This window comes from Sanguibacter sp. Z6_81 (assembly GCF_057180625.1).
Window position 1 is genome coordinate 703,103 of the sequence record NZ_JBXUFV010000002.1, and the last position, 22,661, is coordinate 725,763.

Below are 22,661 nucleotides of genomic sequence, written 5' to 3' on the forward strand. Positions count from 1 at the left end.
CCTCAGCTCCGGCTGAACTCTGCGCCGAGGGCCCCGAGCTTGTCCATGAAGCTCTCGTACCCACGGTCGATGAGCTGGATCCCACGGACCGTCGAGGTGCCCTTGGCGGTGAGCGCTGCGATGAGGTGGCTGAAGCCACCGCGCAGGTCGGGGACCTCGATCTCCGCTGCGGCGAGCGGGGTCGGGCCGGACACGACGGCGGAGTGGTAGAAGTTGCGCTGTCCGAACCGGCAGGGCCGGCCTCCCAGGCACTCCTTGTACACCTGGATGTTCGCGCCCATCCCGCGCAGCGCGTCGGTGAACCCGAAGCGGTTCTCGTAGACCGTCTCGTGGACGATCGACAGCCCGGTGGCCTGCGTGAGCGCGACGACGAGCGGCTGCTGCCAGTCCGTCATGAAGCCCGGGTGCACGTCCGTCTCCAGGACGATGGAACGCAGCTCACCGCCGGGGTGGAAGAAGCGGATGCCCTCGTCCTCCACCTCGAACTCTCCTCCGACCTTGCGGAAGGTGTTGAGGAACGCCGTCATCTCGGGCTGGGTGGCGCCCTTGACGAAGATGTCGCCCTGGGTGGCGAGCGCCGCCGAGGCCCAGGAGGCCGCCTCGATGCGGTCGCCGAGGGCGGTGTGCCGGTACCCCGACAGCCGCTCGACGCCCTCGATCCGGATGACGCGGTCTGTGTCGACCGAGATGATCGCGCCCATCTTCTGCAGGACGTTGATGAGGTCCATGATCTCGGGCTCGGTCGCCGCGTTGGACAGCTCGGTGATGCCCTCCGCGCGGACCGCGGTGAGCAGCAGCTGCTCCGTCGCACCGACGCTCGGGTACGGCAGGGTGATCTTCGTGCCGCGCAGCCCGTTGGGGGCCGCCAGGTAGATCCCCTGAGCACGCTTCTCCACGGTCGCACCGAACTGACGCAGGATGTCGAGGTGATAGTTGATCGGCCGGTCGCCGATGCGGCAGCCGCCCAGGTCCGGGATGAACGCCTCACCCAGGCGGTGCAGGAGCGGCCCGCAGAAGAGGATGGGGATCCGGCTCGATCCCGCGTGCGCGTCGATGTCTGCCACGTGGGCGGCCTCGACGTTGCTCGGGTCGAGCCGCAGCACCCCGGCGGGGACGTCGTAGTCGACCGTCACCCCGTGCAGCTCGAGGAGCCCGGACACGACGGCGACGTCGCGGATCTCCGGGACGTTCCGCAGCTCGCTCGGGCCGTCGCCGAGCAGCGAGGCGACCATCGCCTTGGAGACGAAGTTCTTGGCGCCGCGGACCGTGATGGTTCCGTTCAACGGGTTGCCGCCGTTGACATAGAGCAGATCATTCATGGGGCTATCGTCGCCTATCCATCGCGTGCGGACCTATTCCCCGCGTGCACGTGCACGGAGTCTTCACGTCCCAACACGAACGCGAGGCCACCTGTTCCCAGGTGACCTCGCGTCCTCAGGTGTCCGAGCCGTCAGGAGACGGGCCGTGCAGCCTCGATCTCGACGGGCGGGAGGTGCTTCGCCGGCAACGTCTTCGGGCGCCAGGACGCCCGCGTGGCCTCGAACTCGGTGATCTCTTCTTCGTGCTGAAGGGTCAGGCCGATGTCGTCCAGACCCTCCATGAGGCGCCAGCGCGTGTAGTCGTCGACCTGGAACGGCACGACGACGTCGTCGGCGGTCGCGGTGCGGTCGACGAGGTTCACGGTGATCTCGGTGCCCGGCCTCGTCTCGAGGATCTTGAGCAGCAGCTCGATGTCCTCCTGCGCGACCTGAGCGGCCAGGAGCCCCTGCTTGCCCGAGTTCCCCCGGAAGATGTCGGCGAAGCGCGCGGACAGGACGGCCTTGAACCCGTAGTCCTTGAGCGCCCAGACAGCGTGCTCGCGCGACGAGCCGGTGCCGAAGTCGGGACCGGCGACGAGCACCGAGCCGCGCGTGTAGGCGGGCTGGTTGAGGACGAACGACTCGTCACCGCGCCAGGCCGCGAACAGTGCGTCCTCGAATCCCGTGCGCGTGACGCGCTTGAGGTAGACCGCCGGGATGATCTGGTCGGTGTCGACGTTGCTGCGCCGCAGCGGGACGCCCACGCCGGTGTGCGTTGTGAACTTCTCCATGATGTGTGACTACTCCAGGAAGCGGTGGCGGTGGACGGTCAGGCGGTCTGCAGCGCGTCGGCGTCTGCCGCGTCCTGCGCGAGGTCGGCGGGCGACGAGAGCGTGCCGCGGATGGCGGTGGCCGCCGCGACGAGCGGCGAGACGAGGTGGGTCCGTCCGCCCTTGCCCTGACGGCCCTCGAAGTTGCGGTTCGACGTCGAGGCGCTCCGCTCGCCGGGAGCGAGCTGGTCGGGGTTCATGCCCAGACACATGGAGCAGCCGGCGTTGCGCCACTCCGCACCGAAGTCGAGGAAGACCTTGTCGAGCCCTTCGGCCTCGGCCTGCAGGCGCACGCGGGCCGAGCCCGGGACGACGAGCACGCGCAGCGAGTCGGCCTTCTTGCGGCCCTCGACGATCTCGGCGACCGCGCGCAGGTCCTCGATGCGACCGTTGGTGCACGAGCCGATGAAGACGGTGTCGATCGCGATGTCGCGCAGGGGGGTGCCGGGGTTGAGGCCCATGTACTCGATCGCACGCTCAGCCGTGACACGCTCGTTCTCGTCGGCGATCTCGGCGGGGACGGGGACGTTCGCGGAGAGCGGCAGCCCCTGCCCCGGGTTGGTGCCCCAGGTGACGAACGGCTCGAGGTCGTCCGCCTCGAGCACGACCTCGGCGTCGAACACCGCGTCGTCGTCGGAGCGCAGCGTGCGCCAGTACTCGACGGCAGCGTCCCAGTCCGCCCCCTCGGGCGCGTGCGGGCGGCCCTTGAGGTACTCGAACGTCGTCTCGTCCGGTGCGATCATGCCAGCGCGCGCGCCAGCCTCGATGGACATGTTGCAGATCGTCATGCGGCCCTCCATGGAGAGCCGGCGGATCGCCTCGCCGCGGTACTCGAGCACGTAGCCCTGCCCGCCGCCCGTCCCGATCTTGGCGATGACCGCGAGGATGATGTCCTTCGCGGTGCTGCCCTCGGGCAGCGCGCCGTTGACGGTGATCGCCATGGTCTTGAACGGCTGGAGCGGGAGCGTCTGGGTGGCGAGCACGTGCTCGACCTCGCTCGTCCCGATACCGAACGCGAGCGCACCGAAGGCGCCGTGGGTCGAGGTGTGGGAGTCGCCGCACACGACCGTGAGGCCGGGCATCGTCAGGCCGAGCTGCGGGCCGACGACGTGCACGATCCCCTGGTCGGCGTCGCCGAGCGAGTGGAGGCGCACGCCGAACTCCGCGGCGTTGTTGCGCAGGGTCTGGATCTGCGTGCGGCTCGTGAGGTCCGCGATCGGCCGGTCGATGTCGAGCGTCGGGGTGTTGTGGTCCTCCGTCGCGATCGTCAGGTCCGGACGACGGACGCCACGGCCCGCGAGGCGGAGTCCCTCGAACGCCTGCGGGCTCGTGACCTCGTGGACGAGGTGGAGGTCGATGTAGAGAAGATCGGGCGAGCCGTCACTACCCCTGCGCACGAGGTGCGCGTCCCAAACCTTCTCTGCCAGCGTGCCGGCCATCACTGTTCCTCTCGTACGCGTACACGTTCGCCCACCGATGCACGGGCGCTTCTCGGGTTACTTCCGGAGAGCCTACTTGCGTCTCAGCCTTCGAGACTGCAATATCGACCTATGGACAATTCTAGCGGAGTCGGAGTGCTGGACAAGGCAGCCTCCGTTTTGGGCGCTCTCGAGGCCGGCCCCGCCACCTTGGCACAGCTCGTCGCAGCTACCCACCTGGCTCGCCCGACGGCCCACCGCCTCGCGGTCGCGCTCGAGCACCACAGGCTCGTGACCCGGGACATGCAGGGCAGGTTCGTCCTCGGACCGCGCCTCAACGAGCTCGCGACCGCGGCCGGCGAGGATCGCCTGCTCGCCGCGGCGAACCCCGTGCTCACCGCGCTGCGCGACCACACGGGCGAGAGCGCGCAGCTGTACCGGCGCCAGGGCGACCAGCGCATCTGCGTCGCGGCGGCCGAGCGACCGGTGGGACTGCGCGACTCGATCCCCGTGGGCGCGACGCTCACCATGCACGCCGGGTCGGCGGCGCAGATCCTGCTCGCCTGGGAGGAGCCCGACCGCCTCCACCGCGGCCTGCAGGGCGCGAAGTTCACCGCGACGATCCTCTCGGGGGTCCGTCGCCGCGGCTGGGCCCAGTCGGTCTCCGAGCGCGAGGTGGGCGTCGCGTCCGTGTCGGCCCCCGTGCGCGGGCCCTCGGGTCGCATCGTGGCCGCCGTGTCCATCTCGGGACCGGTCGAGCGCCTGAGCCGCCAGCCCGGACGCCTGCACGCCGGGTCCGTCGTCGCTGCGGCGAACCGACTGACCGAGGTCCTGCGCCGCTCCGGCGAGTGACGTGACCCCCGGCTGACGCCGCGTGCTCCCCCGACGCCGGGTGGACCTCCAGGGGTCCACCCGGTTCGCCACGTTCCTCGGGGCGGAACGGGCGGCAGCGTCCGCCGGACGCAACAAAGGCCCGGTCAGATGACCGGGCCTTTCGCTGTACCCCCAACGGGATTTGAACCCGTGTTACCGCCGTGAGAGGGCGGCGTCCTAGGCCGCTAGACGATGGGGGCCTGTGGACCGAGCAGCCTTGCTTTCGCAGTGCTTCTCGACTTCCGAGTGAGAACTCTACCGCATCATTTCCGGTGGGCTGACCACCTGCGAAACGGAAGAACTCTGCGCTGGGGTACCAGGACTCGAACCTAGAATGACGGTACCAGAAACCGTTGTGTTGCCAATTACACCATACCCCATGGGGGTACCACCTCGACGGTGAGCCCACCCGGATCTCTGTCCGAGCGACGCTCCCCGAGGGGCGCTACCGACGTGGAACATTACCGGAGTCCGGGCCTACCGCCAAACCGGAGGTCCGCGCCGCTCACCGACGGGCGAGGTTCTCGACCTCCGAGAGCGTCGCGACGACGGGGATGCCGGCCTCGCGGGCGAGCTCCGGGTCCTCGACGTGCGGCCCCCCGCGGCGCCCACCGGGCCGGTCGAGCCACACCCCGACGAGGCCGGCCGCACGCGCAGCGAGAGCGTCCACGTCGAGCTCGTCGCCCACGTACATCGTCCGCGCCGGATCGGTCCCGAGCCGTGCGCACGCCTCGAGGAACACCCTGGGGTCGGGCTTCCCCACCCCGAGGGTGTCGACGCCGACGAGCAGCGGCACGGACCCGAGACCGACGTGGTCGAGCTTGCGCTCCTGGTACGCGGCAGCCGCGTTCGACAGCGCACCGACCCGCACCCCGAGCGCTCGCAGAGCACTCACCACCGGCGCAGCGTCGTCGTGCGCCCGCCACCCGGCCTGGAAGGCCGCTTCGAAGACGGCATCCCACGCGGGGAAACCCTCGCGTGTGACGGGCGCTCCTGCGAACACTCGTTGGAGCTCCTCGGCACGCAGGAGCCGCTGCTCGGCGAACGTCAGCTCGCCCCGGGTGTACGCCCGGTAGCGACCACCTGAGTCCGTGCGCCAGACGCCGACGACCTCCGGGTACCGCGTCGCGTCGAGGTGCGGCAGGTACGTCCGGGCGATCGCCTCCATCGCCCGGACGAAGGCACCCCGCGTGTCGACGAGGGTGTCGTCGACGTCGAACAGCACGCCGTCGCAGGGCGCGCCGGCGAGCGTCCGGGCGACCGGGGCCCGCGGGGACCCAGCCGGGGCCGGCTGGGCCTCGTCGTCCCGGACGCTGCGTGCGCTCACACCGTGGAGCGGAGCGCGCGCAGCCGGGTGAGCGACGACTCCTTGCCGAGGATCTCCATCGACTCGAACAGCGGCGGCGACACCCGGCGCCCCGTGATCGCGACACGCAGCGGCGCGAACGCGAACTTCGGCTTGACGCCCATGTCCTCGACGAGCGCCGCCTTGAGGGCCTCCTGCTGGGACGCGGGGCTGAAGTCCTCGAGACCGGCGAGCACGTCGATGGCCCGCTCGAGGATCGCGGGCGCCTCCGGCTTGAGCGCCGCGACCGCCTCGGGCTCGAGGGCGACCGCGTCGTCCGCGACGAAGAGGAAGCCGAGCATCCCGGGGGCCTCGCCGAGGAGCGTCATGCGCTCCTGCACGAGCGGCGCACCGGCGTCGAGCAACCGCTGCTGGGCGGGGCTGAGCTCCGCGTAGGTGCCCGCGGGCAGCACGCCCGCGTCGTGCAGGTACGGCACGAGCCGGTCCCGGAAGTCCTCCGGGGCAAGCATCCGCAGATGGGTGGCGTTGATCGCCTCGGCCTTCTTGAGGTCGAACCGTGCCGGGTTGGCCAGGACGTCCGAGATGTCGAACGCGGCGACGAGCTCGTCCACGCTGAAGATGTCGTTGTCCGCCGAGATGCTCCACCCGAGGAGGGCGAGGTAGTTGAGCAGACCCTCCGGGGTGAAACCGCGCTCCTTGTGCAGGAAGAGGTTGGACTCGGGGTCACGCTTGGAGAGCTTCTTGTTGCCCTCCCCCATGACGTACGGCAGGTGACCGAACTTCGGCATCGTCGTCGCGATGCCGAGGTCGAGCAGGGCGCGGTAGAGCACGACCTGACGCGGGGTGGAGGACAGGAGGTCCTCCCCACGGAGCACGTGGGTGATCTCCATGAGCGCGTCGTCCACCGGGTTGACGAGCGTGTAGAGCGGCTGCCCGTTGGCGCGGACGATGACGAAGTCGGGGACGGTCCCGGCCTTGAACGTCACCTCGCCACGGACGAGGTCCGTGAAGGTCACGTCCTCGTCCGGCATGCGCAGGCGGAGCACCGGCTCGCGCCCCTCGGCGCGCAGCGCGGCCTTCTGCTCGTCCGTGAGGTGCCGGTCGTAACCGTCGTAGCCCATGGCCTTGGGGCGGCCGGCAGCGACGTTGCGGGCCTCGATCTCCTCGGGGGTCGAGAAGGACTCGTACGCGTACCCGCCCTCGACGAGCTTCGCGACGACGTCGCGGTACAGGTCGGAGCGCTGCGACTGCCGGTACGGCTCGTGCGGCCCCCCGACCTCGACGCCCTCGTCCCAGTCGAGCCCGAGCCAGCGCATCGCCTCGAGCAGCTGCAGGTAGCTCTCCTGCGAGTCCCGCTCGGTGTCGGTGTCCTCGATGCGGAACACGAACGTGCCGCCCGTGTGGCGTGCGTACGCCCAGTTGAACAGCGCCGTCCGGATGAGCCCGACGTGCGGCGTGCCCGTCGGGGACGGGCAGAAGCGGACGCGGACGCCGCTCACGGCGGGGTCTGCGTCGGTCACGGGGAGGGGGGACAGCGCACTCACGGACACACCTGGTTTTCGCATCGGGGTCGGCACCGCCGGTCCCGGCGGCCCACACCAGCCTAGCGACTCGCACAGGCCCCGAGCCGCGACCGGTGGGCGCCGCGAGCCGCACGACCGGTCGCGCGGCGCTCAGTCGTCGTAGCTGCGGCGCACCACGGGGTTGCTCAGCACGCCGATGCCCTCGACCTCGCACTCGACCCGGTCGCCGGCGACGATCGGGCCGACCCCGGCGGGGGTGCCGGTGAGGATGATGTCCCCGGGCAGCAGCGTGAACGCCTCGGAGATGTACGAGACGAGGAAGGCGACGTCGAAGACGAGGTCCCGGGTGTTGCCGTCCTGGCGGGGCTCACCGTTGACGCGCGAGCGCACCCCGAGCTCGTCGGTCTCGAGGTCGGTGACGATCCAGGGACCGATGGGGCACGAGGTGTCGAAGCCCTTGGCGCGTGCCCACTGCCCGTCCGACCGCTGGGCGTCGCGCGCGGTGACGTCGTTCGCGACGGTGTACCCGAGGACGTGCTTGAGCGCGCTCTCGGGAGTGACGTTCTTCGTCACGCGCCCGATGACGACGGCGAGCTCGGACTCGTAGCTCACGTCGCTCGTGAAGTCGGGCAGCACGATGGGGTCGTCCGGTCCGATGATGGCCGTGTTGGGCTTGAGGAACAGCAGGGGTGCCGCGGGGAGCTCGTTGCCCATCTCGGCAGCGTGGTCCGCGTAGTTGCGGCCGACGCCCACGACCTTGGACCGCGGGATGACGGGGGCGAGGAGCCGGACGCCGTCGCCGATCTCGATCCGTTCACCCGTGGGAGTCACGGGCATGTAGAGGGGGTCCCCGGTGAGGACGGCGAGGTAGTCCTTGCCGTTCTCGGTCTGCACGAGGCCGAATCGGGGGTCGTCTCCAGTGGTGAATCTCGCGATGCGCACGGGCCCAGCCTACGACGTCAGACGCGGGCGAGGATCTCGCCGTTGAGCACGCTGAACCACCCGTCGGGCTGCTCCGCCCAGCGCTGCCACTCGTGCGCGAGCTCCTCGAGCGCGACGTCGTCCGCGAGCCCGGCTTCCTTGGCCTGGACGGCGAAGTTGGACGCGATGCACCGCTCGGCCCACAGCCCGCCCCACCACGTGCGGGCCTCGGGGGTCGCGTAGCACCAGACGCCCGCGGAGGCGGTGAGCTGCTCGGCGTCGAAGCCGGCCTCCTCGAACCAGGACAGCAGGCGTCGCCCGGCGTCCGCCTGGTAGCCGTAGGCCGCGGTGACCTCGTGGTAGAGCGTGTTCCACTCGGTGAGACCCGCCGACTCGGGGAACCACGTCATGGCCGCGTAGTCCGCGTCGCGTGCCGCGACGATGCCGCCGGGGCGGGCGACCCGTCGCATCTCGCGGATCGCGGCGAGCGGGTCGGACAGGTGCTGGAGGAGCTGGTGGGCGTGCACGACGTCGAAGGAGTCGTCCTCGAAGGGGAGCTCGTAGGCGTTCGCCTGCTCGAAGGTGACGTTCGAGGCGCCCGACGTCTGCGCGAGGTCGCGCGCGCTGTCGAGGATCGCACCCGAGGCGTCGACCCCCACGACGCGTCCCGGAGAGACGATCCGCCCCAGGTCGACGGTGAGCGTGCCGGGGCCGCAGCCGACGTCGAGGATCGTCATCCCCTCACGCAGGAGCGGCACGAGGTGCGCCGCGGAGTTGGCAGCCGTCCGTGACCGGTGCGAGCGCAGGACCGACTCGTGGTGCCCGTGCGTGTACGACTCGGACTCCTGCGACTGCTCGCTCCCGAGCGCGCCCGTCGGGGCGTGCCGGAGGGAGTCGGACTGAGCGGCGGTGCGCTCGGGCGCGGACTGGTTCATAGTCACGACCGTATGCCCGTGGGAGGCACGCGAGGCAGGGTTCTCAGATCGTGGTCACCGGGCTGTCGTCGTTGGTCCGGCGCGCCACCTGCGCGTACGTTCATTCTCATGACCTCCCCCGCGCTGCGCCACGTCGGACGTTCCGGTCTCACCGTCTCCTCGGTGGGCCTGGGGTGCAACAACCTCGGTCGGCCACGGACGGCGACGGAGTCGCTCGAGGGCAGCCGGGCGGTCGTGCACGCCGCGATCGACGCGGGGATCACCCTGTTCGACGTCGCCGACGTGTACGGCGCGCGGCCAGGCCTGTCCGAGGAGCTGCTGGGCGCTGCGCTCGGCCCGCGGCGCGACGGCGTCGTCGTCGCCACGAAGTTCGGCATGGACGTCCGCGGAGCGAACGGGCCGGACCACGGCGCACGCGGGTCACGCCACTACGTCGTGCGCGCCGTCGAGGCGTCGCTGCGCCGCCTGGGCACGGACTGGATCGACCTCTACCAGCTCCACACCCCGGACCCGGCGACTCCGCTCGAGGAGACGCTCACCGCACTGGACGGGCTCGTCCAGGCCGGCAAGGTCCGGTACGTCGGGCACTCGAACATGGCCGGGTGGCAGGTGGCCGACGCCGAGCACCTGGCGCGCGCGCTGGGCACCGAACGGTTCGTCTCCAGCCAGAACCACTACAACCTGCTGGACCGCAGGGCCGAGCTCGAGATCGTCCCGGCTGCGAGCGCGTACGAGCTCGGGATCCTCCCCTACTTCCCGCTGGCCAACGGCCTGCTCACCGGGAAGTACAGCAGGGCGGACCGGCCTGCCGACGGACGCCTCACCCACTCCAAGCCCGGCCTCCTGGAGTCGGCGCCGTGGGACGCGCTCGAGGCCTACTCCGCGTTCGCCGCAGAACGCGGGCTCACCGAGGTCGAGGTGGCCTTCTCCTGGCTGGCGGCCCGACCCACGGTCGCGAGCGTCATCGCGGGAGCGACCCGCCCGGAGCAGGTGCAGCAGAACGCCGCAGCGGTGCACCCGCTCTCTGCGGACGACCTCGCCGCGCTCGACGAGATCTTCCCGGCACCGGACGCCGTCGCTCTCTTCTGATCGACGTCGCCGGTCTCATCGCGGGCACTGTGTCCCTGATCGTCGCGGCCGCCCGGCGGTGAGGTCGGCCAGGCGCCTTCCGTAGACTCGGGAGCATGGTCTCCACCGTCCCCGGGCGCACCCTCCCGGCGTCCGACTGGCACTCCCGCGCCGTCGGGCACGCCGCGCGGGCGGACGCGCTCACCGCGGGGTGGCGCGAGCGCCGGGCCACCGGTGAGCAGCACGAGATCGACGACTTCCTCTTCACCTACTACAAGACCCGTCCGGCGCAGCTGCGCCGGTGGCACCCGGGCGCCGGCGTCGTGCTGCTCGACGACGCAGCGGCCACCCACCTCCCGCCCGCCCCGGACGACCGGTCGGGCGCACGGGGACCCAGCACACCGGACAGCAGCGCGGTCGCGAGCGTGGCCGAGCGCCTCACGTGGCGTTGGCACACGGCCGGTCCCCGAGGTGGGGTGACCCTCGACGTCGCGGCCTTCCTCGCCGACCGTGGCAGCACGGTGACGTACGTCCGGGACCTGCTCGCGGCCACCGCGAGCCGTCCGGCGAACACCGCGTGCTTCGGGCTCCACGAGTGGGCGATGGTCTACCGGCGCGGTGGCGACGCCCGCCACGGTCTGCCGCTCCGGCTCGGCCCGGCCGGGACGGACGCGGTCGTCGAGGCGCACCAGATCCGGTGCTCGCACTTCGACGCGTTCCGCTTCTTCACACCCGAGGCGCGCCCGCTCAACCGGTTGCAGCCGACCCGGGAGTCACAGGCCGCGGACGACCAGCCCGGGTGCCTGCACGCGACGATGGACCTCTACAAGTGGGTGTCGAAGCTCGGACCGGCGGCCCCGGGAGAGCTCGTGCTCGACTGCTTCGAGCTGTCCCGCGACGTGCGTCAGCTCGACATGGAGGCCTCGCCCTACGACGTCACGGGGCTCGGTGCGGACGCGGTCCGTATCGAGACTCCTGAGGGCAAGGCGCAGTACGCACGCCGCCAGCGCGCCTTCGCCGACCGCGCCGCTCCCCTGCGCGCCGCGGTCGTCGCGGTCTGCGACAGCCTCCTCGGTGCGGACACCTACGGCGGGCTCGTCGGCGGGGACGTGGCGGGCGCGGCCCAGATGTCGCCGGGAAGCTCGGCGGGCAGGTAGGGGTTCCCGGGCGCGACGAACCTGTCGTCGGCGCCCGTGCGACGCAGGTGCTCGTAGTCGCGCAACGCGCCGAAGGCCCACCCCCCGAGCAGGGTGATGGCCGTGAGGTTGACGATCGTCATGAGTCCCATCGCGACGTCCGCGAGCGCCCACACGACCTCGAGGCTCAGCAGGGCCCCGCTGCCGATCGCCGCCAGGACGAGCATCCGCAGTGCGGTGAGCGCGCCGCCCTGCACGCCGAGGAACGTGAGGTTCACCTCGGCGTAGGAGTAGTTGCCCAGCACGGAGGAGAACGCGAAGACGAAGACGAGGACGGTCATGAGCGGCGTCGTCCAGGCGCCGAGGGAGCTGGCGACGGCGTCGGTCGTCAGGGCGGCCCCCGCTGCCTCGGTGGTCGACCCCGGGTCGTACACCGACGGCCCGGCCACGAGGATCATGAAGGCCGTCGCGGAGCACACGACCATCGTGTCGACGAACACGCCGAGGCACTGGACCAGCCCCTGCTTCACCGGGTGGCTCACGGTTGCCGTCGCGGCGGTGTTGGGTGCGCTGCCCATCCCTGCCTCGTTCGAGAACAGGCCGCGCTTGACGCCGTTGAGCACGGCGGCGAGGAGACCGCCGCCGGTCCCGGCGACCGCCTGGTCCAGCCCGAAGGCGCCCTCGAAGATCTGCCGCAGGACACCGGGCAGGGCATCGACGTTGAGGACGACGATGACGAGAGCGAGCAGGACATAGGCGCCTGCCATGATCGGCAGGACGATCCCCGCGACGGTCGCGACGCGCCGCACGCCACCGAAGAGCACGGGGGCAGCGAGGATGACGAGCCCGACGGCGCTCCAGGCGGTGCCCACGCCGTGCCCGGAGGACAGGGCGTCGCTGATCGTGTTCGCCTGGACCATGTTGAAGGCGAAGCCGAACGTGAAGATGAGCAGCACGGCGAAGAGGACGGCGTAGGGGCGGGACCCCAGGCCGCGCTGGATGTAGTACGCCGGTCCCCCGCGGAAGCTGCCGTCGGGGTTGCGCACCTTGAACAGCTGCGCGAGCGTCGCCTCGACGAAGGCGGTGGCCATGCCGACGACGGCCACGGCCCACATCCAGAAGATCGCACCGGGGCCACCGAGCGTGAGCGCGATCGCCACGCCGACGATGTTGCCCGTACCCACGCGCGACGCGAGCCCCACGCAGAAGGCCTGGAACGAGGAGATCCCACCCTCCGAGCCGTGCGTCGAGCGCGCGATGACACGCCACATCTCGCGCACGTGGCGGAGCTGGACGGCACGGCTGCGGATCGTGAAGTAGATGCCCGCCCCGACGAGCAGGTAGATGAGCAGGTAGCTGTAGAGCGCGTTGCTCACCGGGTCGATGACCGCGGTCCTGAGCTCGTCCATGTGGCCCCCCTGCTCGCACCCCCCGCGGCCGCTGCGGGTATGTGCCGTGACTTCGGACACTAGGCCAGTTCACCGCGCATCTCCCCTCGAACGCAGGCGGGTGTTCACTTGCCCCATGGACTCCTCCCGCAGCGCGTTCCTCCGAGGGGCGCTCGTCGCGGGCACGGTCGCCCTCGTCGTCGGGTGCGCGGGCGGGTCAGCCGCCGATCCGTCGGCCGAGCCGGTGCCTGGACCCGCTGCGCCGCCGCCGCTCGCCACCGACGTGTCAGGGGTCGCCCTGCCGCCGGTCGCGACGGGCCTCGACTACCAGCTCTCGGCGCCGTACCCCGTTCCCGACGGGGTCGGGGTCGTCGTGCGCGACGCGCAGGCAGAGCCCGCGGCCGGCGTCTACTCCGTCTGCTACGTCAACGCCTTCCAGAGCCAGCCCGATGAGACCGACGGGTGGCTCGCAGCACAGCCGGAGGCGGTCCTGCGCACCCCGGACGGTGCCCCGGTCGTCGACCCCGGGTGGCCCGACGAGGTCCTGTTCGACACCTCGCGGCCCGAGGCCCGGCTCGTCGTGCAGGCTGCCGTCACGGAGGTTCTCGACCGCTGCGCGGACGCGGGGTTCGACGCCGTCGAGCTCGACAACCTCGACTCCTTCACGCGGTCCGACGGAGCGCTGACGGCACAGGACAACCTCGCGCTCGCGGCGCCCCTCGTGGCGCACGCGCACGCTCGTGGACTCGCGGTGGCGCAGAAGAACACCACCGAGCTGGGCGAGCGGGGACGTGAGGCGGGTTTCGACCTCGCGGTCGTCGAGGAGTGCGAGGCGTACGACGAGTGCGACGACGTCCGCGAGGTGTACGGGGCGCACGTCCTCGAGATCGAGTACTCCGACAGCCCGGACTTCGAGGACATCATGGCGACCGCGTGCGCCGCCCGGGGTGACGAGGTGCCGGTCGTCGGGCGCGACCGCGACCTCACCGTTCCCGGTGACCCCGCGTACGTCTTCCGGACCTGCTGATCCTCAGCCCTCGCGCCACACGTCCCGGACGAGCCTCCCGTCGTCGCGGACGCGGGCACCCGCGGACGGCCGGTGGGGGTGCGGAGGCCTCCGGGCATGAGGTGCAGCACAACGAGCCCGGCGCCCAGGACGGCTGCCCACGACCGCCGGGCGACGGACCTGGGAGAATGGGCAGGGTGTCCACCCCCGCGCCCGTCCAGATCAGCCTCCTCGACCACATCCCGCCCGCCGGCGCGTCCGGCGAACCGGACCCGGACGAGCTCTACGAGGGCTTCACGTCCTGGGCGCAGGACCGCGGGCTGGACCTCTACCCGGCGCAGTCCGAGGCGCTCATCGAGCTCGTCTCCGGCTCGCACGTCATCCTCAGCACGCCGACCGGCTCCGGCAAGTCGCTCGTCGCGATGGGCGCGCACTTCGCCGCCCTGGCCGCGAACAAGCGCACGTTCTACACCGCGCCCCTCAAGGCGCTCGTGAGCGAGAAGTTCTTCGCACTGGTCGAGGCGTTCGGGTCGGCGAACGTCGGCATGATGACCGGGGACTCGTCCGTCAACCCCACCGCACCGATCATCTGCTGCACGGCGGAGATCCTCGCGAACATCGCCCTGCGCGACGGCGCGGACGCCGACGTCGACCAGGTCGTCATGGACGAGTTCCACTTCTACGCCGACCCCCAGCGCGGGTGGGCGTGGCAGGTGCCACTGCTCGAGCTGCCCCGGGCGCAGTTCCTGCTCATGTCGGCGACCCTCGGCGACACGAGCGGCTTCGCTGCGGAGCTCGAGCAGCGCACCGGCCGCCCGGTGGCCGAGGTGACGAGCGCCGACCGGCCCGTGCCCCTGAACTTCAGCTATGTGGTGGAGCCGCTCACCGAGGTGCTCGACGAGCTCGTGCACACCCACCGCGCGCCGGTGTACGTCGTGCACTTCACGCAGAAGGACGCGGTCGACCGCGCACAGTCGCTGCTGAGCATGAATGTCGCCTCGAGGGCGGAGAAGGACGCGATCGTCGCCGAGCTCGCGGACTTCCGGTTCAGCTCGGGCTTCGGCAGGTCGCTGAGCAAGTTCCTGCGGCACGGCATCGGGGTGCACCACGCGGGGATGCTGCCCAAGTACCGCCGGGTCGTCGAGCGGCTCACGCAGAAGGGCCTGCTGAAGATCGTCTGCGGGACGGACACCCTCGGGGTCGGGATCAACGTGCCGATCCGCACGGTGCTCCTCACGAGCCTCGTGAAGTTCGACGGCGAGCGCATGCGCCACCTCTCCGCGCGGGAGTTCCACCAGATCGCGGGCCGCGCCGGACGCGCCGGCTACGACACGGCGGGTGACGTGCTCGTCATGGCACCCGAGCACGTCATCGAGAACCGCAAGCTCCTCGAGCGTGCGGGCGACGACCCGAAGAAGCTCAAGAAGATCGTCCGCAAGAAGGCGCCGGCGGGCGCGGTCAACTGGACGGACAAGACGTTCGAGCGGTTGCGCGACTCCGAGCCCGAGCTCCTCACCAGCCACTTCACCGTCAACCACGCGATGGTCCTCAACGTCCTCGCCCGCGGGGCGAACGGCGACAAGGACCCGATCGCCGCGATGCGTCACCTGCTCACCGCGAACCACGACTCGGAGGGCCAGAAGGCTGCCCACGTGCGGCAGGTCTTCCGCATCTACCGCTCGCTGCGCCAGGCGGGCATCGTCGAGAAGGTGGCCGACGCCGGACCGCGCGGCTACACCGTCCGCCTCACGGTGGACCTGCCGCGGGACTTCGCGCTCAACCAGCCGCTCTCGCCGTTCGCGCTCGCCGCCCAGGAGCTGCTCGACCAGGAGTCCCCCACCCATGCGCTCGACGTCGTCTCGGTCATCGAGGCGACGCTCAGCGACCCGCGCCAGGTGCTCTACGGTCAGCAGCGCGCCGCACGCGGCGAGGCGATCGGCGCGCTCAAGGCCGAGGGCTACGACTACGACGAGCGCATGGCGGCGCTCGAGGACGTGTCGTGGCCCAAGCCGCTCGCGGAGCTGCTCGACGCCGCGTTCGCGACCTACAAGCGCGCGAACCCGTGGGTGGCCGACCAGGAGCTCTCCCCGAAGTCGATCGTCCGGGACATGGTCGAGCGGGCCATGACCTTCGCCGAGTTCGTCTCCCGCTACCAGCTGGACCGGACCGAGGGGGTCGTGCTGCGGTACCTCGCCGACGCGTACCGGACGCTCCGGCAGACCGTCGCCGCCGAGCACCGTACGGAGGAGGTCGAGGAGATCACGGAGTGGCTCGGGGAGCTCGTCCGTGGGGTCGACTCGAGCCTGCTCGACGAGTGGGAGCGGCTGTCCCACCCCGTCGACGAGGCGGGCGTCGTCGTGGCCGGTTCCGACGGGAGCGCCGCGGACCAGGCTCCGGTGCGGCCGATCACGGGCAACGTGCGGTCGTTCCGCGTCCTCGTCCGCAACGCGATGTTCCGCCGGGTGGAGCTCGCCTCCCGCGAGGCGTACTCCGTGCTCGGAGACCTCGACGGGGCGTCCGGCTGGGACGCGCACGCCTGGCGTGACGCGCTCGACCCGATGTTCGAGGACTACGGTGACGACGCGATCGGGGTCGGTCCTCAGGCCCGCTCCCCCAAGCTCCTGAGCATCACCGAGCAGGTCGAGGGAAACCCTCGCCTGTGGGCGGTCCGTCAGGTGCTCAACGACCCTGACGGCGACCACGACTGGGGGATCACCGCAGTCGTCGACCTCGATGCCTCGGACACCGAGGGGCAGGCCGTCGTGCGCATCACCGGAGTCGCGCCCATGTGAGGTGCGCCTCTCCCACGCGCTGGTCGGGACGAACCGGGCTCAGGCCGGTCGGCACCGTCCACTCGCCGACCGGGCCCGGCCCGTCGTCAGGGTGGCGGGTGCCCGCCCACGCGTCGGTCGGGGCGCCGCGGAGGTCGAGCCAGCCGCGGAGCGTCCCGCCGAACGTGAAGCCCGTCTTCCAGGCCACCCGTCGCGAGCCGACGTTGCCGACCGCTGCGAGCCAGAGCACGGTCTCGAGCCCGAGGTCGTGGAAGCCGTGGTCGAGCAGCAGGGTGACCGCGGACGTCATGACGCCCCGGCCCCGGACGGCCGGGTGGGCGCCGAAGCCGATCTCGGCCCGCCGGTTCCCCCGGTCACGCAGGGAGAGGCTGCCGGAGAATCCCCGACTCCCGTCGGGGTGGGTCGACTCGATGGCGAAGAGGTGCACGGACCCGTCGCTCCAGCCAGCGGGAGCCGCCGTCGTGACCCAGTCGGACGCCAACGTCGCGTCGTACGTGACAGGGACCATCGTCCAGTGCACGGAGAGCGGGTCCGTGCACTGCTCGACCACGCCTGCGATGTCCGCAGGGCGGTGGGCACGCAGCGTCACATCCCCGCTGACGAGGGTGGGGACGGCGTCGGGGAACTGGAGCGGCGCGCTGAGAGGCATGGGGCATCTCAGCACCTGCACGCGCCGCACGTCGAGCACTTTCCTCTCCCTCGCGGCCCCCCAGCGGCTAGCGTGGGGTCATGGCGAAGAAGGTCGCTCGGTCCGGGACGTCGGGGACGCCAGCCCTCGTCGCGCTCGAGCGCGCCGGCGTCGCGCACACGGTCCACCCGTACACCCACGACCCGACGAGCGAGCTGGGCTACGGCCTCGAGGCTGCCGCCGCGATCGGTGTCGAACCAGCACGGGTGCTCAAGACGCTCATGACGCAGGTGGACGGCTCGCTCGTCGTCGCGGTCATACCTGTGGACCGCAAGCTCGACCTCAAGGCCCTCGCGCACGCCGCGGGCGGCAAGAGGGCCGCGATGGCGGACCAGGCAGCCGCTGAGCGGGCGACGGGGTACGTCGTGGGTGGCATCTCGCCGCTGGGCCAGCGCCAGGCGCACCCGACGATCCTCGACGAGTCGGCTCTCGCGTACGACGCCGTGTACGTCTCCGGGGGGCGCCGCGGGCTGGACGTGGGCCTGGCGCCCACAGACCTGCTGCGGCTGACGCAGGGCACGGCCGCACCGATCTCCCGCACCTGAGCGCCGCACCCGCGGAGCACGAACCCAGCGAGGTCAGGCCACGGCTCCCGAGCGCTCGTCGCGCAGGTCCTGCTCACTCACTCGACGCGCTGCACGACGACGTAGCCCGAGTCGTCGAGCACCTCGGCATACCGCGCTCCGGGATACGCGCGCTCGGCGTACTCCGCCACGTCACGCGGCGGGCCCGCTCCCCACGTCGCGCGGTCGACGACGACGTAGTCCGGGCGGGCCGTCGGGTCGGCACCGATCCAGAACACCCGACGCTGCCCCGCGAGCTGCACGATGAGTCCGCGGTCGGTCGCGACCGACGCGCCCGGTGGCACGGCCGCGACGGCACGCTCCGCCGCGGCATGCCGGGGGCTGCGCTCGTACGACGCCGCGTCCGCGAGGTCCGCGAGCGGGTACCGCGGGACGAGGAGCAGCGCGAGCGCCAGCATGATCGCGGGGGCGACAAGGGCGTACCTCCGCACGATCGCCCTCGGGCTCGTGCCGAGGGCTCGCAGCCCCTCGATCGCGGCGACGAAGACGATCGGCATGAGGATGACCGAGTAGTGCCAGGTCGTGCCCCAGTAGAACTCCGTCGAGCCCAGGAACCGCCACGCGAGCGTGGGGACGACGAGCAGCACGAGCGGGGAGCGCAGTGCGACGAACGCCGTCGTCGCGAGCAGGAGCACGACCGTCTCGACCTTGACGGCCGGGGTGACGAGGTCGGCGGCCATCTGCAGGACGGTGCCGAGAAGCCCGTCGCCCGTCCCGGACGCGCCCTCGTCGGTGAGCTTCCCCCAGTAGTCGTACCGGCCTGCCGGGTTGAACGCCGGCACGATGACGCCGACGACGAGCGCCATCCCGAGTGCTCCCGCGCCCGCGACGAGCGCACCGAGCCGCCGCTGCCCGCGCATCCACAGCACGAGCCCGAACGCTGCGACGGTGAGCCCGAGGTCCTCCTTGACCCCGAGGAGCAGCACGATCCAGACCGCGCTCGCCCGCCACCGCCCCTCGAGGTGGGCCACGAGGCCGAACGCGAGCAGCGGCACCGCGAGCGCGTACTCGTGGAACTGGACGTCGACCGCCGACTGGATGCCCCACGAGAACGCGTAGGCGGCGCCGAGACAGAGCCCGCGCACGGGTCCGAGGATCCGGCGGGCGGCGAGCGTGATCGGGACGACGGACACCGCGACGAGGACGCACTGCGCGACGAGAAGGGTCACGGGGGTCGGGAAGAGTCGGTAGAACGGTGCCAGCACGGCCAGCAGCGGCGAGAAGTGGTCACCGAGCTGATGGAACCCCGGGCCCTTGATGTCGACGACCGGCGCGCCGAGGTGCGCCCAGCCGCGCACGGCCTGCTCGAAGATCGCGAGGTCCCACGACGGGTTGTCCCACCGGTACCAGCGCGCGAGGGACAGCGCGAGGTAGGCGACGAACGCGAGGACGGTCAGGACGGCCACCGGCCAGACCGCTGGGCCGTCGTCGACGACGATGCTGCCGGGGGCCCGTCCCTCCGGACGGGACCGCGGCTCGCCCGTCGACCCGCGGACGCTCGGGTCCGCAGGGCCTGGCGGCTCCTCCGGGATCGTCACGCGCGCGGTGGTCACCTGCACAGTCTTCCGTACACGGGGAGTACGGCGCCGCTCACGACCACCGGAGCCGGCCGTGCGATCGCTACGATTGTCCGCGTGCCGATCCCCGACCTCACACCCGCTCTGCGGCGGGTGCGCGAGCGCGTCGCGGCGGCGTGCGCGGCGGCAGACCGCCCGGTGAGCGACGTCGACGTGCTCCTCGCGACCAAGACGCAGCCCGTCGAGGTCGTGCGAGCCGCAGCAGCTGCCGCCAGGGCGCTGGCCGCCGATCCGGACCGCCCCGTCCTGCTCGGGGAGAACCGCGTCCAGGAGCTCGCGGCGAAGGCTGCAGACCTCGCCGGGCCCGGCCTCACCGCCCACCTCATCGGGCCGCTCCAGTCGAACAAGGTCAACGCTGCGCTGCGGGCCCTCGGACAGTACCCGTCGGCGTGCATCGAGAGCATCGACTCGCTGGCACTGGCGGAGCGGGTGGGCTCGCGGTGGTCCGCCGAGCACGACACGCCCCTTGACGTGATGATCCAGGTGAACGTCTCGGGCGAGCCGACGAAGGCCGGTGCGCGGCCCCAGGACGCGGCTGCGCTCGCCGCGCAGGTCGCCGTGACGGCGGGGATCCGGCTCACGGGATTCATGACGGTGGGCGCGAACACGTCCGACGAGGACGAGGTGGGTGCCGGGTACGCGCTGCTCGCGGCGATCCGCGACGAGGTGGTGGGCTCCGGCGCTCCCGGGTGCGTGAGCGCGGCCGGGTTGTCGATGGGCATGAGCCGGGACCTCGAGCTCGCGATCCGCCACGGCGCGACGACGGTCCGGGTGGGTACTGCGGTCTTCGGCGCCCGCCCCGCGCTCGGCGGCTAGCCCGTCCGGCTCACGCACGGACGGGCTCGTTTTGCTCCGGGGGCAGCGATGCGGGATGGTCGGACCATGAAGATGCCGTTCTCCCGCCGCTCCGCCTCCAACGACCTCCCCGACGGCGCCGCCGAGGAGTGGTCGGCGGACGACAACGCTGTCCTCGTGCGCCTGACGTTCGTCCCGGACCCCCGCGACGACGCCGCGACGGCCGACCGGCTGTCCGCTGCCGTCGTCGCGACGGTCGCCGCCGTGCAGGCCGGCGAGTTCGGGCACTCGATCCCCGAGGGCACCCGTGATGCCGGCGTGCGGATCGTCGTCGACACGGGCTCCGTGCCGCTCGGCCCCCTGGCCGCGCGGCACGTCGAGATCCTCCAGGAGCGGCTCGGTGTGTCCATCCCGCTGAGCGTGGTGACCCAGGACCCGCCCACGGTTTCGGAGGACGAGCCGGTCGAAGCTCCGGCAGTCACGACGACGGCCGTTCCAGCAGGGCCGGCCCCCCTCGCCACCGAGCCCTCCCCCGGGCTCGTCGCCGCACCGTACATGTGGGACGAGGAGAACGACCGGCTCCGGGCCGAGATCGTCCACCTCGGCGCGGCAGGCGACGACGCCCAGACCGCGGCGGACGTCCGCGCCCTCGTGGAGCTGACGATCGCGGCCCTGGGGGCACCAACCACCCGTGGTCTCGTCCCGGCGACGGCGCCGGCCGACTACCCGGTCTGGCTCACGGTCGTCGTCAACGACGATGCCGTCGGTCCGTTGACCGAGAAGCTGTTCGAGGCCGGGGAGGCCCAGTTCGAGGACACCCGCGTCGACTTCGTGGCCATGACGGAGCCGCGCGCGACGGTCGAGGAGATGCTCGCCGCCCGCTGACCGCGCCCCCGCCGCGGCGGTGTCAAAGACGCTTGACAGGACTGTCGGAGGTCAAGCATCCTTGACATATCTAGTCAAGGATCTTTGACACCGCCGGGAGCCCGCATGTCGTTGCTCGATCACCTCCAGTCCCTCTCCCCGCCGACGTCGACGTCCGTCGTACTCGTCGTCGCCGTCCTCGCGCTCGTCATCCACGAGCCCCTGTCCGGACGCCGCTCCTACGCCCGCTTCCGGGCGGAGGAAGCCGTCGAGGGCGAGCCGGCGCGCGTGCGGTTCTACCGCTCCTGGACCCGTCAGGGGTGCGTCACCGCAGCGCTCGCCCTCGCGCTCGTGCTCGCGCTGCCCGGCGTCGGGCTCTCCGAGATCGGCTTCCGGCTCCCCGACCTCGCCGGGGCAGACCGGTTCGGGCTCACGGACGGCACGATCACGTCCTCCACCGTCGCCGGGATGATCACCGGTGCTCTGCTCGCCGTCGTCGGCACCATCGTCGCCGGCCTCGTCGTCTCCCGGCGCCGGGCCCGCACGACGCCGGACGGCGAGACAGGCGCGGCAGCACCCCAGGCCGCCCGGGGGCAGATGGCAGCCGTCCTGCCCATGCTGCCCCGCACGCCCGCCGGCCGGCGCGGGTGGGCCATGCTCTCGCTGAGCGCCGGGGTGACCGAGGAGATCACCTACCGAGGGCTTCTCCTGCTCACTCTCGCCGTGCTCCTGCCGGCGGGCACCTCGCAGCTCACGCTCGTCGTCACCGCTGCAGCGCTGTTCGGCATCGCGCACGCCTACCAGGGCTCGACCGGGATCCTCGCCACCGGGCTCGTCGGAGGCGTCCTCGCTGCCCTCTACCTCGCCACCGGCAGCCTGCTGCTGCCCGTGGTGCTGCACACCCTCGTGGACCTGCGGGTGCTGCTGCTGCCCACCTCGGCCCTCGCGACCGACGACCCCGCCGCGCCGACCCCCCAGGGAGCCGGCCCGGCGCACCATCCCTCCGCCTGACGAGAGGAGTCCTCGTGCGCAACGACGTCCGCCGCCTCCGCGAGGCCGCCGGTCTCTCCCAGGGTGCACTCGGCACTGCCCTGGGCGTGTCCCGGCAGACCATCAACTCGATCGAGACGGGCAAGTACGACCCGTCGTTGCCGCTCGCGCTCGCCATCGCCCGCTTCTTCACCACGACCGTCGAGGAGATCTTCCATGTCGACCCCTGACCCTGCTCCGCCCCGCGGCCCGTCTCCCCGTCGCACTGCCGGCGGCCAGCGAGCCCTCGCACTCACGGCCGGTGGATCGGTGCTCGCCATCGCCGGGACCTACGCCGCCTTCGGCGACTGGGCGACGGCATCCGGGGTGCTCTGCGGGGGCGGTCTCGCGCTCGCCCTGCTCTCGGTCGCCGGACGCCGTGCCGCGCGCCGGGGGGCGGACGCAGCCACCGCGGAACGGGTCTTCTCGGGCCGGGGCGACGAACGCGACGTGCGCGTGTACCTCACGACCATGACCGTCGTCGGACTCGTCGCGTTCGTCACCGCGTCGCTCCTGCCCGCGGCCGTGAACCTCGGGCTCGACGCCGACGCCGCGCTGCGGTCCCTGCCCTACGTGCTCCTCGCGACAGGCGGCGTGACGTTCGTCGTCGTCGACCGCCGCACCTGAACC

At 71.7% G+C, this 22,661-nt stretch carries 21 protein-coding genes and 2 tRNA genes; 11 read left to right on the forward strand and 12 right to left on the reverse strand.

Annotation, left to right across the window (positions count from 1 at the left end; genetic code table 11):
- Nucleotides 1-2 precede the first annotated feature (2 nt).
- The 3 genes from murA to leuC all read right to left on the reverse strand — a co-directional run bounded on the left by murA (nucleotide 3) and on the right by leuC (nucleotide 3,567).
- The gene (murA, locus tag AC2AXK_RS08210; RefSeq protein WP_484344860.1) at nucleotides 3-1,319 is read right to left on the reverse strand and encodes a UDP-N-acetylglucosamine 1-carboxyvinyltransferase; all 1,317 of its coding nucleotides are present in this window, start codon (nucleotides 1,317-1,319) and stop codon (nucleotides 3-5) included.
- A 131-nt stretch (nucleotides 1,320-1,450) separates the two neighbouring features.
- Entirely contained in the window at nucleotides 1,451-2,089 is a 639-nt protein-coding gene (gene leuD / locus AC2AXK_RS08215) for a 3-isopropylmalate dehydratase small subunit (protein WP_484344861.1), read from the reverse strand.
- A gap of 38 nt (nucleotides 2,090-2,127) precedes the next feature.
- On the reverse strand, nucleotides 2,128-3,567 hold the full coding sequence (gene leuC / locus AC2AXK_RS08220; RefSeq protein WP_484344862.1) for a 3-isopropylmalate dehydratase large subunit: 1,440 nt from the start codon (nucleotides 3,565-3,567) through the stop codon (nucleotides 2,128-2,130).
- A gap of 111 nt (nucleotides 3,568-3,678) precedes the next feature.
- Between leuC and AC2AXK_RS08225 the strand changes: the two genes are divergently transcribed.
- Nucleotides 3,679-4,398 (forward strand): IclR family transcriptional regulator, encoded by a 720-nt coding sequence (locus tag AC2AXK_RS08225; protein WP_484344863.1) that lies wholly within the window; start codon nucleotides 3,679-3,681, stop codon nucleotides 4,396-4,398.
- 148 nt (nucleotides 4,399-4,546) lie between these two features.
- Here the strand turns inward: AC2AXK_RS08225 and AC2AXK_RS08230 are convergent.
- The 6 genes from AC2AXK_RS08230 to AC2AXK_RS08255 all read right to left on the reverse strand — a co-directional run bounded on the left by AC2AXK_RS08230 (nucleotide 4,547) and on the right by AC2AXK_RS08255 (nucleotide 9,104).
- Nucleotides 4,547-4,619, reverse strand: a tRNA-Glu gene (locus AC2AXK_RS08230).
- Between the two features lie 108 nt (nucleotides 4,620-4,727).
- Nucleotides 4,728-4,799: transfer RNA gene (locus tag AC2AXK_RS08235), tRNA-Gln, on the reverse strand.
- 125 nt (nucleotides 4,800-4,924) lie between these two features.
- A complete protein-coding gene (locus AC2AXK_RS08240) occupies nucleotides 4,925-5,746 on the reverse strand; it encodes an HAD family hydrolase (RefSeq protein WP_484344864.1) in 822 nt (273 codons plus the stop codon).
- Nucleotides 5,743-7,290 carry a glutamate--tRNA ligase gene (gltX, locus tag AC2AXK_RS08245; protein ID WP_484344865.1) on the reverse strand — a complete coding sequence of 516 codons (1,548 nt, stop codon included), beginning with the start codon at nucleotides 7,288-7,290 and terminating at the stop codon, nucleotides 5,743-5,745. The genes AC2AXK_RS08240 and gltX overlap by 4 nt, the downstream gene beginning before the upstream one ends.
- Before the next feature lie 108 nt (nucleotides 7,291-7,398).
- A complete protein-coding gene (locus AC2AXK_RS08250) occupies nucleotides 7,399-8,190 on the reverse strand; it encodes a fumarylacetoacetate hydrolase family protein (protein ID WP_484344866.1) in 792 nt (263 codons plus the stop codon).
- A gap of 17 nt (nucleotides 8,191-8,207) precedes the next feature.
- Entirely contained in the window at nucleotides 8,208-9,104 is an 897-nt protein-coding gene (locus tag AC2AXK_RS08255) for a methyltransferase domain-containing protein (protein ID WP_484344867.1), read from the reverse strand.
- A 108-nt stretch (nucleotides 9,105-9,212) separates the two neighbouring features.
- Here AC2AXK_RS08255 and AC2AXK_RS08260 point away from each other — a divergent pair, with 108 nt between their 5' ends.
- Nucleotides 9,213-10,193: an aldo/keto reductase gene (locus tag AC2AXK_RS08260; protein ID WP_484344868.1), complete on the forward strand. Its 981-nt coding sequence runs from the start codon at nucleotides 9,213-9,215 to the stop codon at nucleotides 10,191-10,193.
- 95 nt (nucleotides 10,194-10,288) lie between these two features.
- Nucleotides 10,289-11,329 carry a 3-methyladenine DNA glycosylase gene (locus AC2AXK_RS08265; protein WP_484344869.1) on the forward strand — a complete coding sequence of 347 codons (1,041 nt, stop codon included), beginning with the start codon at nucleotides 10,289-10,291 and terminating at the stop codon, nucleotides 11,327-11,329.
- Here the strand turns inward: AC2AXK_RS08265 and AC2AXK_RS08270 are convergent.
- Nucleotides 11,257-12,717 carry an alanine/glycine:cation symporter family protein gene (locus tag AC2AXK_RS08270; protein ID WP_484344870.1) on the reverse strand — a complete coding sequence of 487 codons (1,461 nt, stop codon included), beginning with the start codon at nucleotides 12,715-12,717 and terminating at the stop codon, nucleotides 11,257-11,259. The genes AC2AXK_RS08265 and AC2AXK_RS08270 overlap by 73 nt on opposite strands.
- Nucleotides 12,718-12,832: 115 nt before the next feature.
- Between AC2AXK_RS08270 and AC2AXK_RS08275 the strand changes: the two genes are divergently transcribed.
- Both AC2AXK_RS08275 and AC2AXK_RS08280 read left to right on the forward strand, forming a co-directional pair.
- The gene (locus AC2AXK_RS08275; RefSeq protein WP_484344871.1) at nucleotides 12,833-13,723 is read left to right on the forward strand and encodes an endo alpha-1,4 polygalactosaminidase; all 891 of its coding nucleotides are present in this window, start codon (nucleotides 12,833-12,835) and stop codon (nucleotides 13,721-13,723) included.
- 167 nt (nucleotides 13,724-13,890) lie between these two features.
- The gene (locus AC2AXK_RS08280; RefSeq protein WP_484344872.1) at nucleotides 13,891-16,494 is read left to right on the forward strand and encodes a DEAD/DEAH box helicase; all 2,604 of its coding nucleotides are present in this window, start codon (nucleotides 13,891-13,893) and stop codon (nucleotides 16,492-16,494) included.
- Here the strand turns inward: AC2AXK_RS08280 and AC2AXK_RS08285 are convergent.
- Nucleotides 16,472-17,143: a GNAT family N-acetyltransferase gene (locus AC2AXK_RS08285; RefSeq protein WP_484344873.1), complete on the reverse strand. Its 672-nt coding sequence runs from the start codon at nucleotides 17,141-17,143 to the stop codon at nucleotides 16,472-16,474. The two genes, AC2AXK_RS08280 and AC2AXK_RS08285, sit on opposite strands and share 23 nt — an antisense overlap.
- Nucleotides 17,144-17,223: 80 nt before the next feature.
- Here AC2AXK_RS08285 and ybaK point away from each other — a divergent pair, with 80 nt between their 5' ends.
- The gene (gene ybaK, locus AC2AXK_RS08290) at nucleotides 17,224-17,727 is read left to right on the forward strand and encodes a Cys-tRNA(Pro) deacylase (protein WP_484344874.1); all 504 of its coding nucleotides are present in this window, start codon (nucleotides 17,224-17,226) and stop codon (nucleotides 17,725-17,727) included.
- Between the two features lie 77 nt (nucleotides 17,728-17,804).
- Here the strand turns inward: ybaK and AC2AXK_RS08295 are convergent, their stop codons facing one another.
- Nucleotides 17,805-19,319, reverse strand: coding sequence for a DUF2079 domain-containing protein (locus AC2AXK_RS08295; protein WP_484344875.1), 1,515 nt, complete (start codon nucleotides 19,317-19,319; stop codon nucleotides 17,805-17,807).
- Between the two features lie 81 nt (nucleotides 19,320-19,400).
- Between AC2AXK_RS08295 and AC2AXK_RS08300 the strand changes: the two genes are divergently transcribed.
- The 5 genes from AC2AXK_RS08300 to AC2AXK_RS08320 all read left to right on the forward strand — a co-directional run bounded on the left by AC2AXK_RS08300 (nucleotide 19,401) and on the right by AC2AXK_RS08320 (nucleotide 22,658).
- Entirely contained in the window at nucleotides 19,401-20,159 is a 759-nt protein-coding gene (locus AC2AXK_RS08300) for a YggS family pyridoxal phosphate-dependent enzyme (RefSeq protein ID WP_484344876.1), read from the forward strand.
- 66 nt (nucleotides 20,160-20,225) lie between these two features.
- Nucleotides 20,226-21,023 carry a hypothetical protein gene (locus tag AC2AXK_RS08305; protein WP_484344877.1) on the forward strand — a complete coding sequence of 266 codons (798 nt, stop codon included), beginning with the start codon at nucleotides 20,226-20,228 and terminating at the stop codon, nucleotides 21,021-21,023.
- A gap of 105 nt (nucleotides 21,024-21,128) precedes the next feature.
- Nucleotides 21,129-22,013 carry a CPBP family intramembrane glutamic endopeptidase gene (locus tag AC2AXK_RS08310; RefSeq protein WP_484344878.1) on the forward strand — a complete coding sequence of 295 codons (885 nt, stop codon included), beginning with the start codon at nucleotides 21,129-21,131 and terminating at the stop codon, nucleotides 22,011-22,013.
- A 14-nt stretch (nucleotides 22,014-22,027) separates the two neighbouring features.
- The gene (locus tag AC2AXK_RS08315) at nucleotides 22,028-22,222 is read left to right on the forward strand and encodes a helix-turn-helix transcriptional regulator (RefSeq protein WP_484344879.1); all 195 of its coding nucleotides are present in this window, start codon (nucleotides 22,028-22,030) and stop codon (nucleotides 22,220-22,222) included.
- Complete coding sequence (locus tag AC2AXK_RS08320) at nucleotides 22,209-22,658, forward strand: hypothetical protein (RefSeq protein ID WP_484344880.1); 450 nt, start codon at nucleotides 22,209-22,211, stop codon at nucleotides 22,656-22,658. Before AC2AXK_RS08315 ends, AC2AXK_RS08320 begins: the two co-directional genes overlap by 14 nt.
- The last annotated feature ends 3 nt before the right edge of the window (nucleotides 22,659-22,661 follow it).

Excerpts from the sequence above, each read along its gene's own strand:
- AC2AXK_RS08265 (WP_484344869.1), top strand. The coding sequence starts at position 10,289 with ATGGTCTCCACCGTCCCCGGGCGCACCCTCCCGGCGTCCGACTGGCAC.
- murA (WP_484344860.1), bottom strand. The coding sequence starts at position 1,319 with ATGAATGATCTGCTCTATGTCAACGGCGGCAACCCGTTGAACGGAACC.
- AC2AXK_RS08320 (WP_484344880.1), top strand. The coding sequence starts at position 22,209 with ATGTCGACCCCTGACCCTGCTCCGCCCCGCGGCCCGTCTCCCCGTCGC.
- gltX (WP_484344865.1), bottom strand. The coding sequence starts at position 7,290 with ATGCGAAAACCAGGTGTGTCCGTGAGTGCGCTGTCCCCCCTCCCCGTG.
- leuC (WP_484344862.1), bottom strand. The coding sequence starts at position 3,567 with ATGGCCGGCACGCTGGCAGAGAAGGTTTGGGACGCGCACCTCGTGCGC.
- ybaK (WP_484344874.1), top strand. The coding sequence starts at position 17,224 with ATGGCGAAGAAGGTCGCTCGGTCCGGGACGTCGGGGACGCCAGCCCTC.
- AC2AXK_RS08260 (WP_484344868.1), top strand. The coding sequence starts at position 9,213 with ATGACCTCCCCCGCGCTGCGCCACGTCGGACGTTCCGGTCTCACCGTC.
- AC2AXK_RS08285 (WP_484344873.1), bottom strand. The coding sequence starts at position 17,143 with ATGCCTCTCAGCGCGCCGCTCCAGTTCCCCGACGCCGTCCCCACCCTC.
- AC2AXK_RS08255 (WP_484344867.1), bottom strand. The coding sequence starts at position 9,104 with ATGAACCAGTCCGCGCCCGAGCGCACCGCCGCTCAGTCCGACTCCCTC.
- AC2AXK_RS08310 (WP_484344878.1), top strand. The coding sequence starts at position 21,129 with ATGTCGTTGCTCGATCACCTCCAGTCCCTCTCCCCGCCGACGTCGACG.
- AC2AXK_RS08225 (WP_484344863.1), top strand. The coding sequence starts at position 3,679 with ATGGACAATTCTAGCGGAGTCGGAGTGCTGGACAAGGCAGCCTCCGTT.
- leuD (WP_484344861.1), bottom strand. The coding sequence starts at position 2,089 with ATGGAGAAGTTCACAACGCACACCGGCGTGGGCGTCCCGCTGCGGCGC.
- AC2AXK_RS08305 (WP_484344877.1), top strand. The coding sequence starts at position 20,226 with ATGAAGATGCCGTTCTCCCGCCGCTCCGCCTCCAACGACCTCCCCGAC.
- AC2AXK_RS08280 (WP_484344872.1), top strand. The coding sequence starts at position 13,891 with ATGGGCAGGGTGTCCACCCCCGCGCCCGTCCAGATCAGCCTCCTCGAC.
- AC2AXK_RS08275 (WP_484344871.1), top strand. The coding sequence starts at position 12,833 with ATGGACTCCTCCCGCAGCGCGTTCCTCCGAGGGGCGCTCGTCGCGGGC.
- AC2AXK_RS08270 (WP_484344870.1), bottom strand. The coding sequence starts at position 12,717 with ATGGACGAGCTCAGGACCGCGGTCATCGACCCGGTGAGCAACGCGCTC.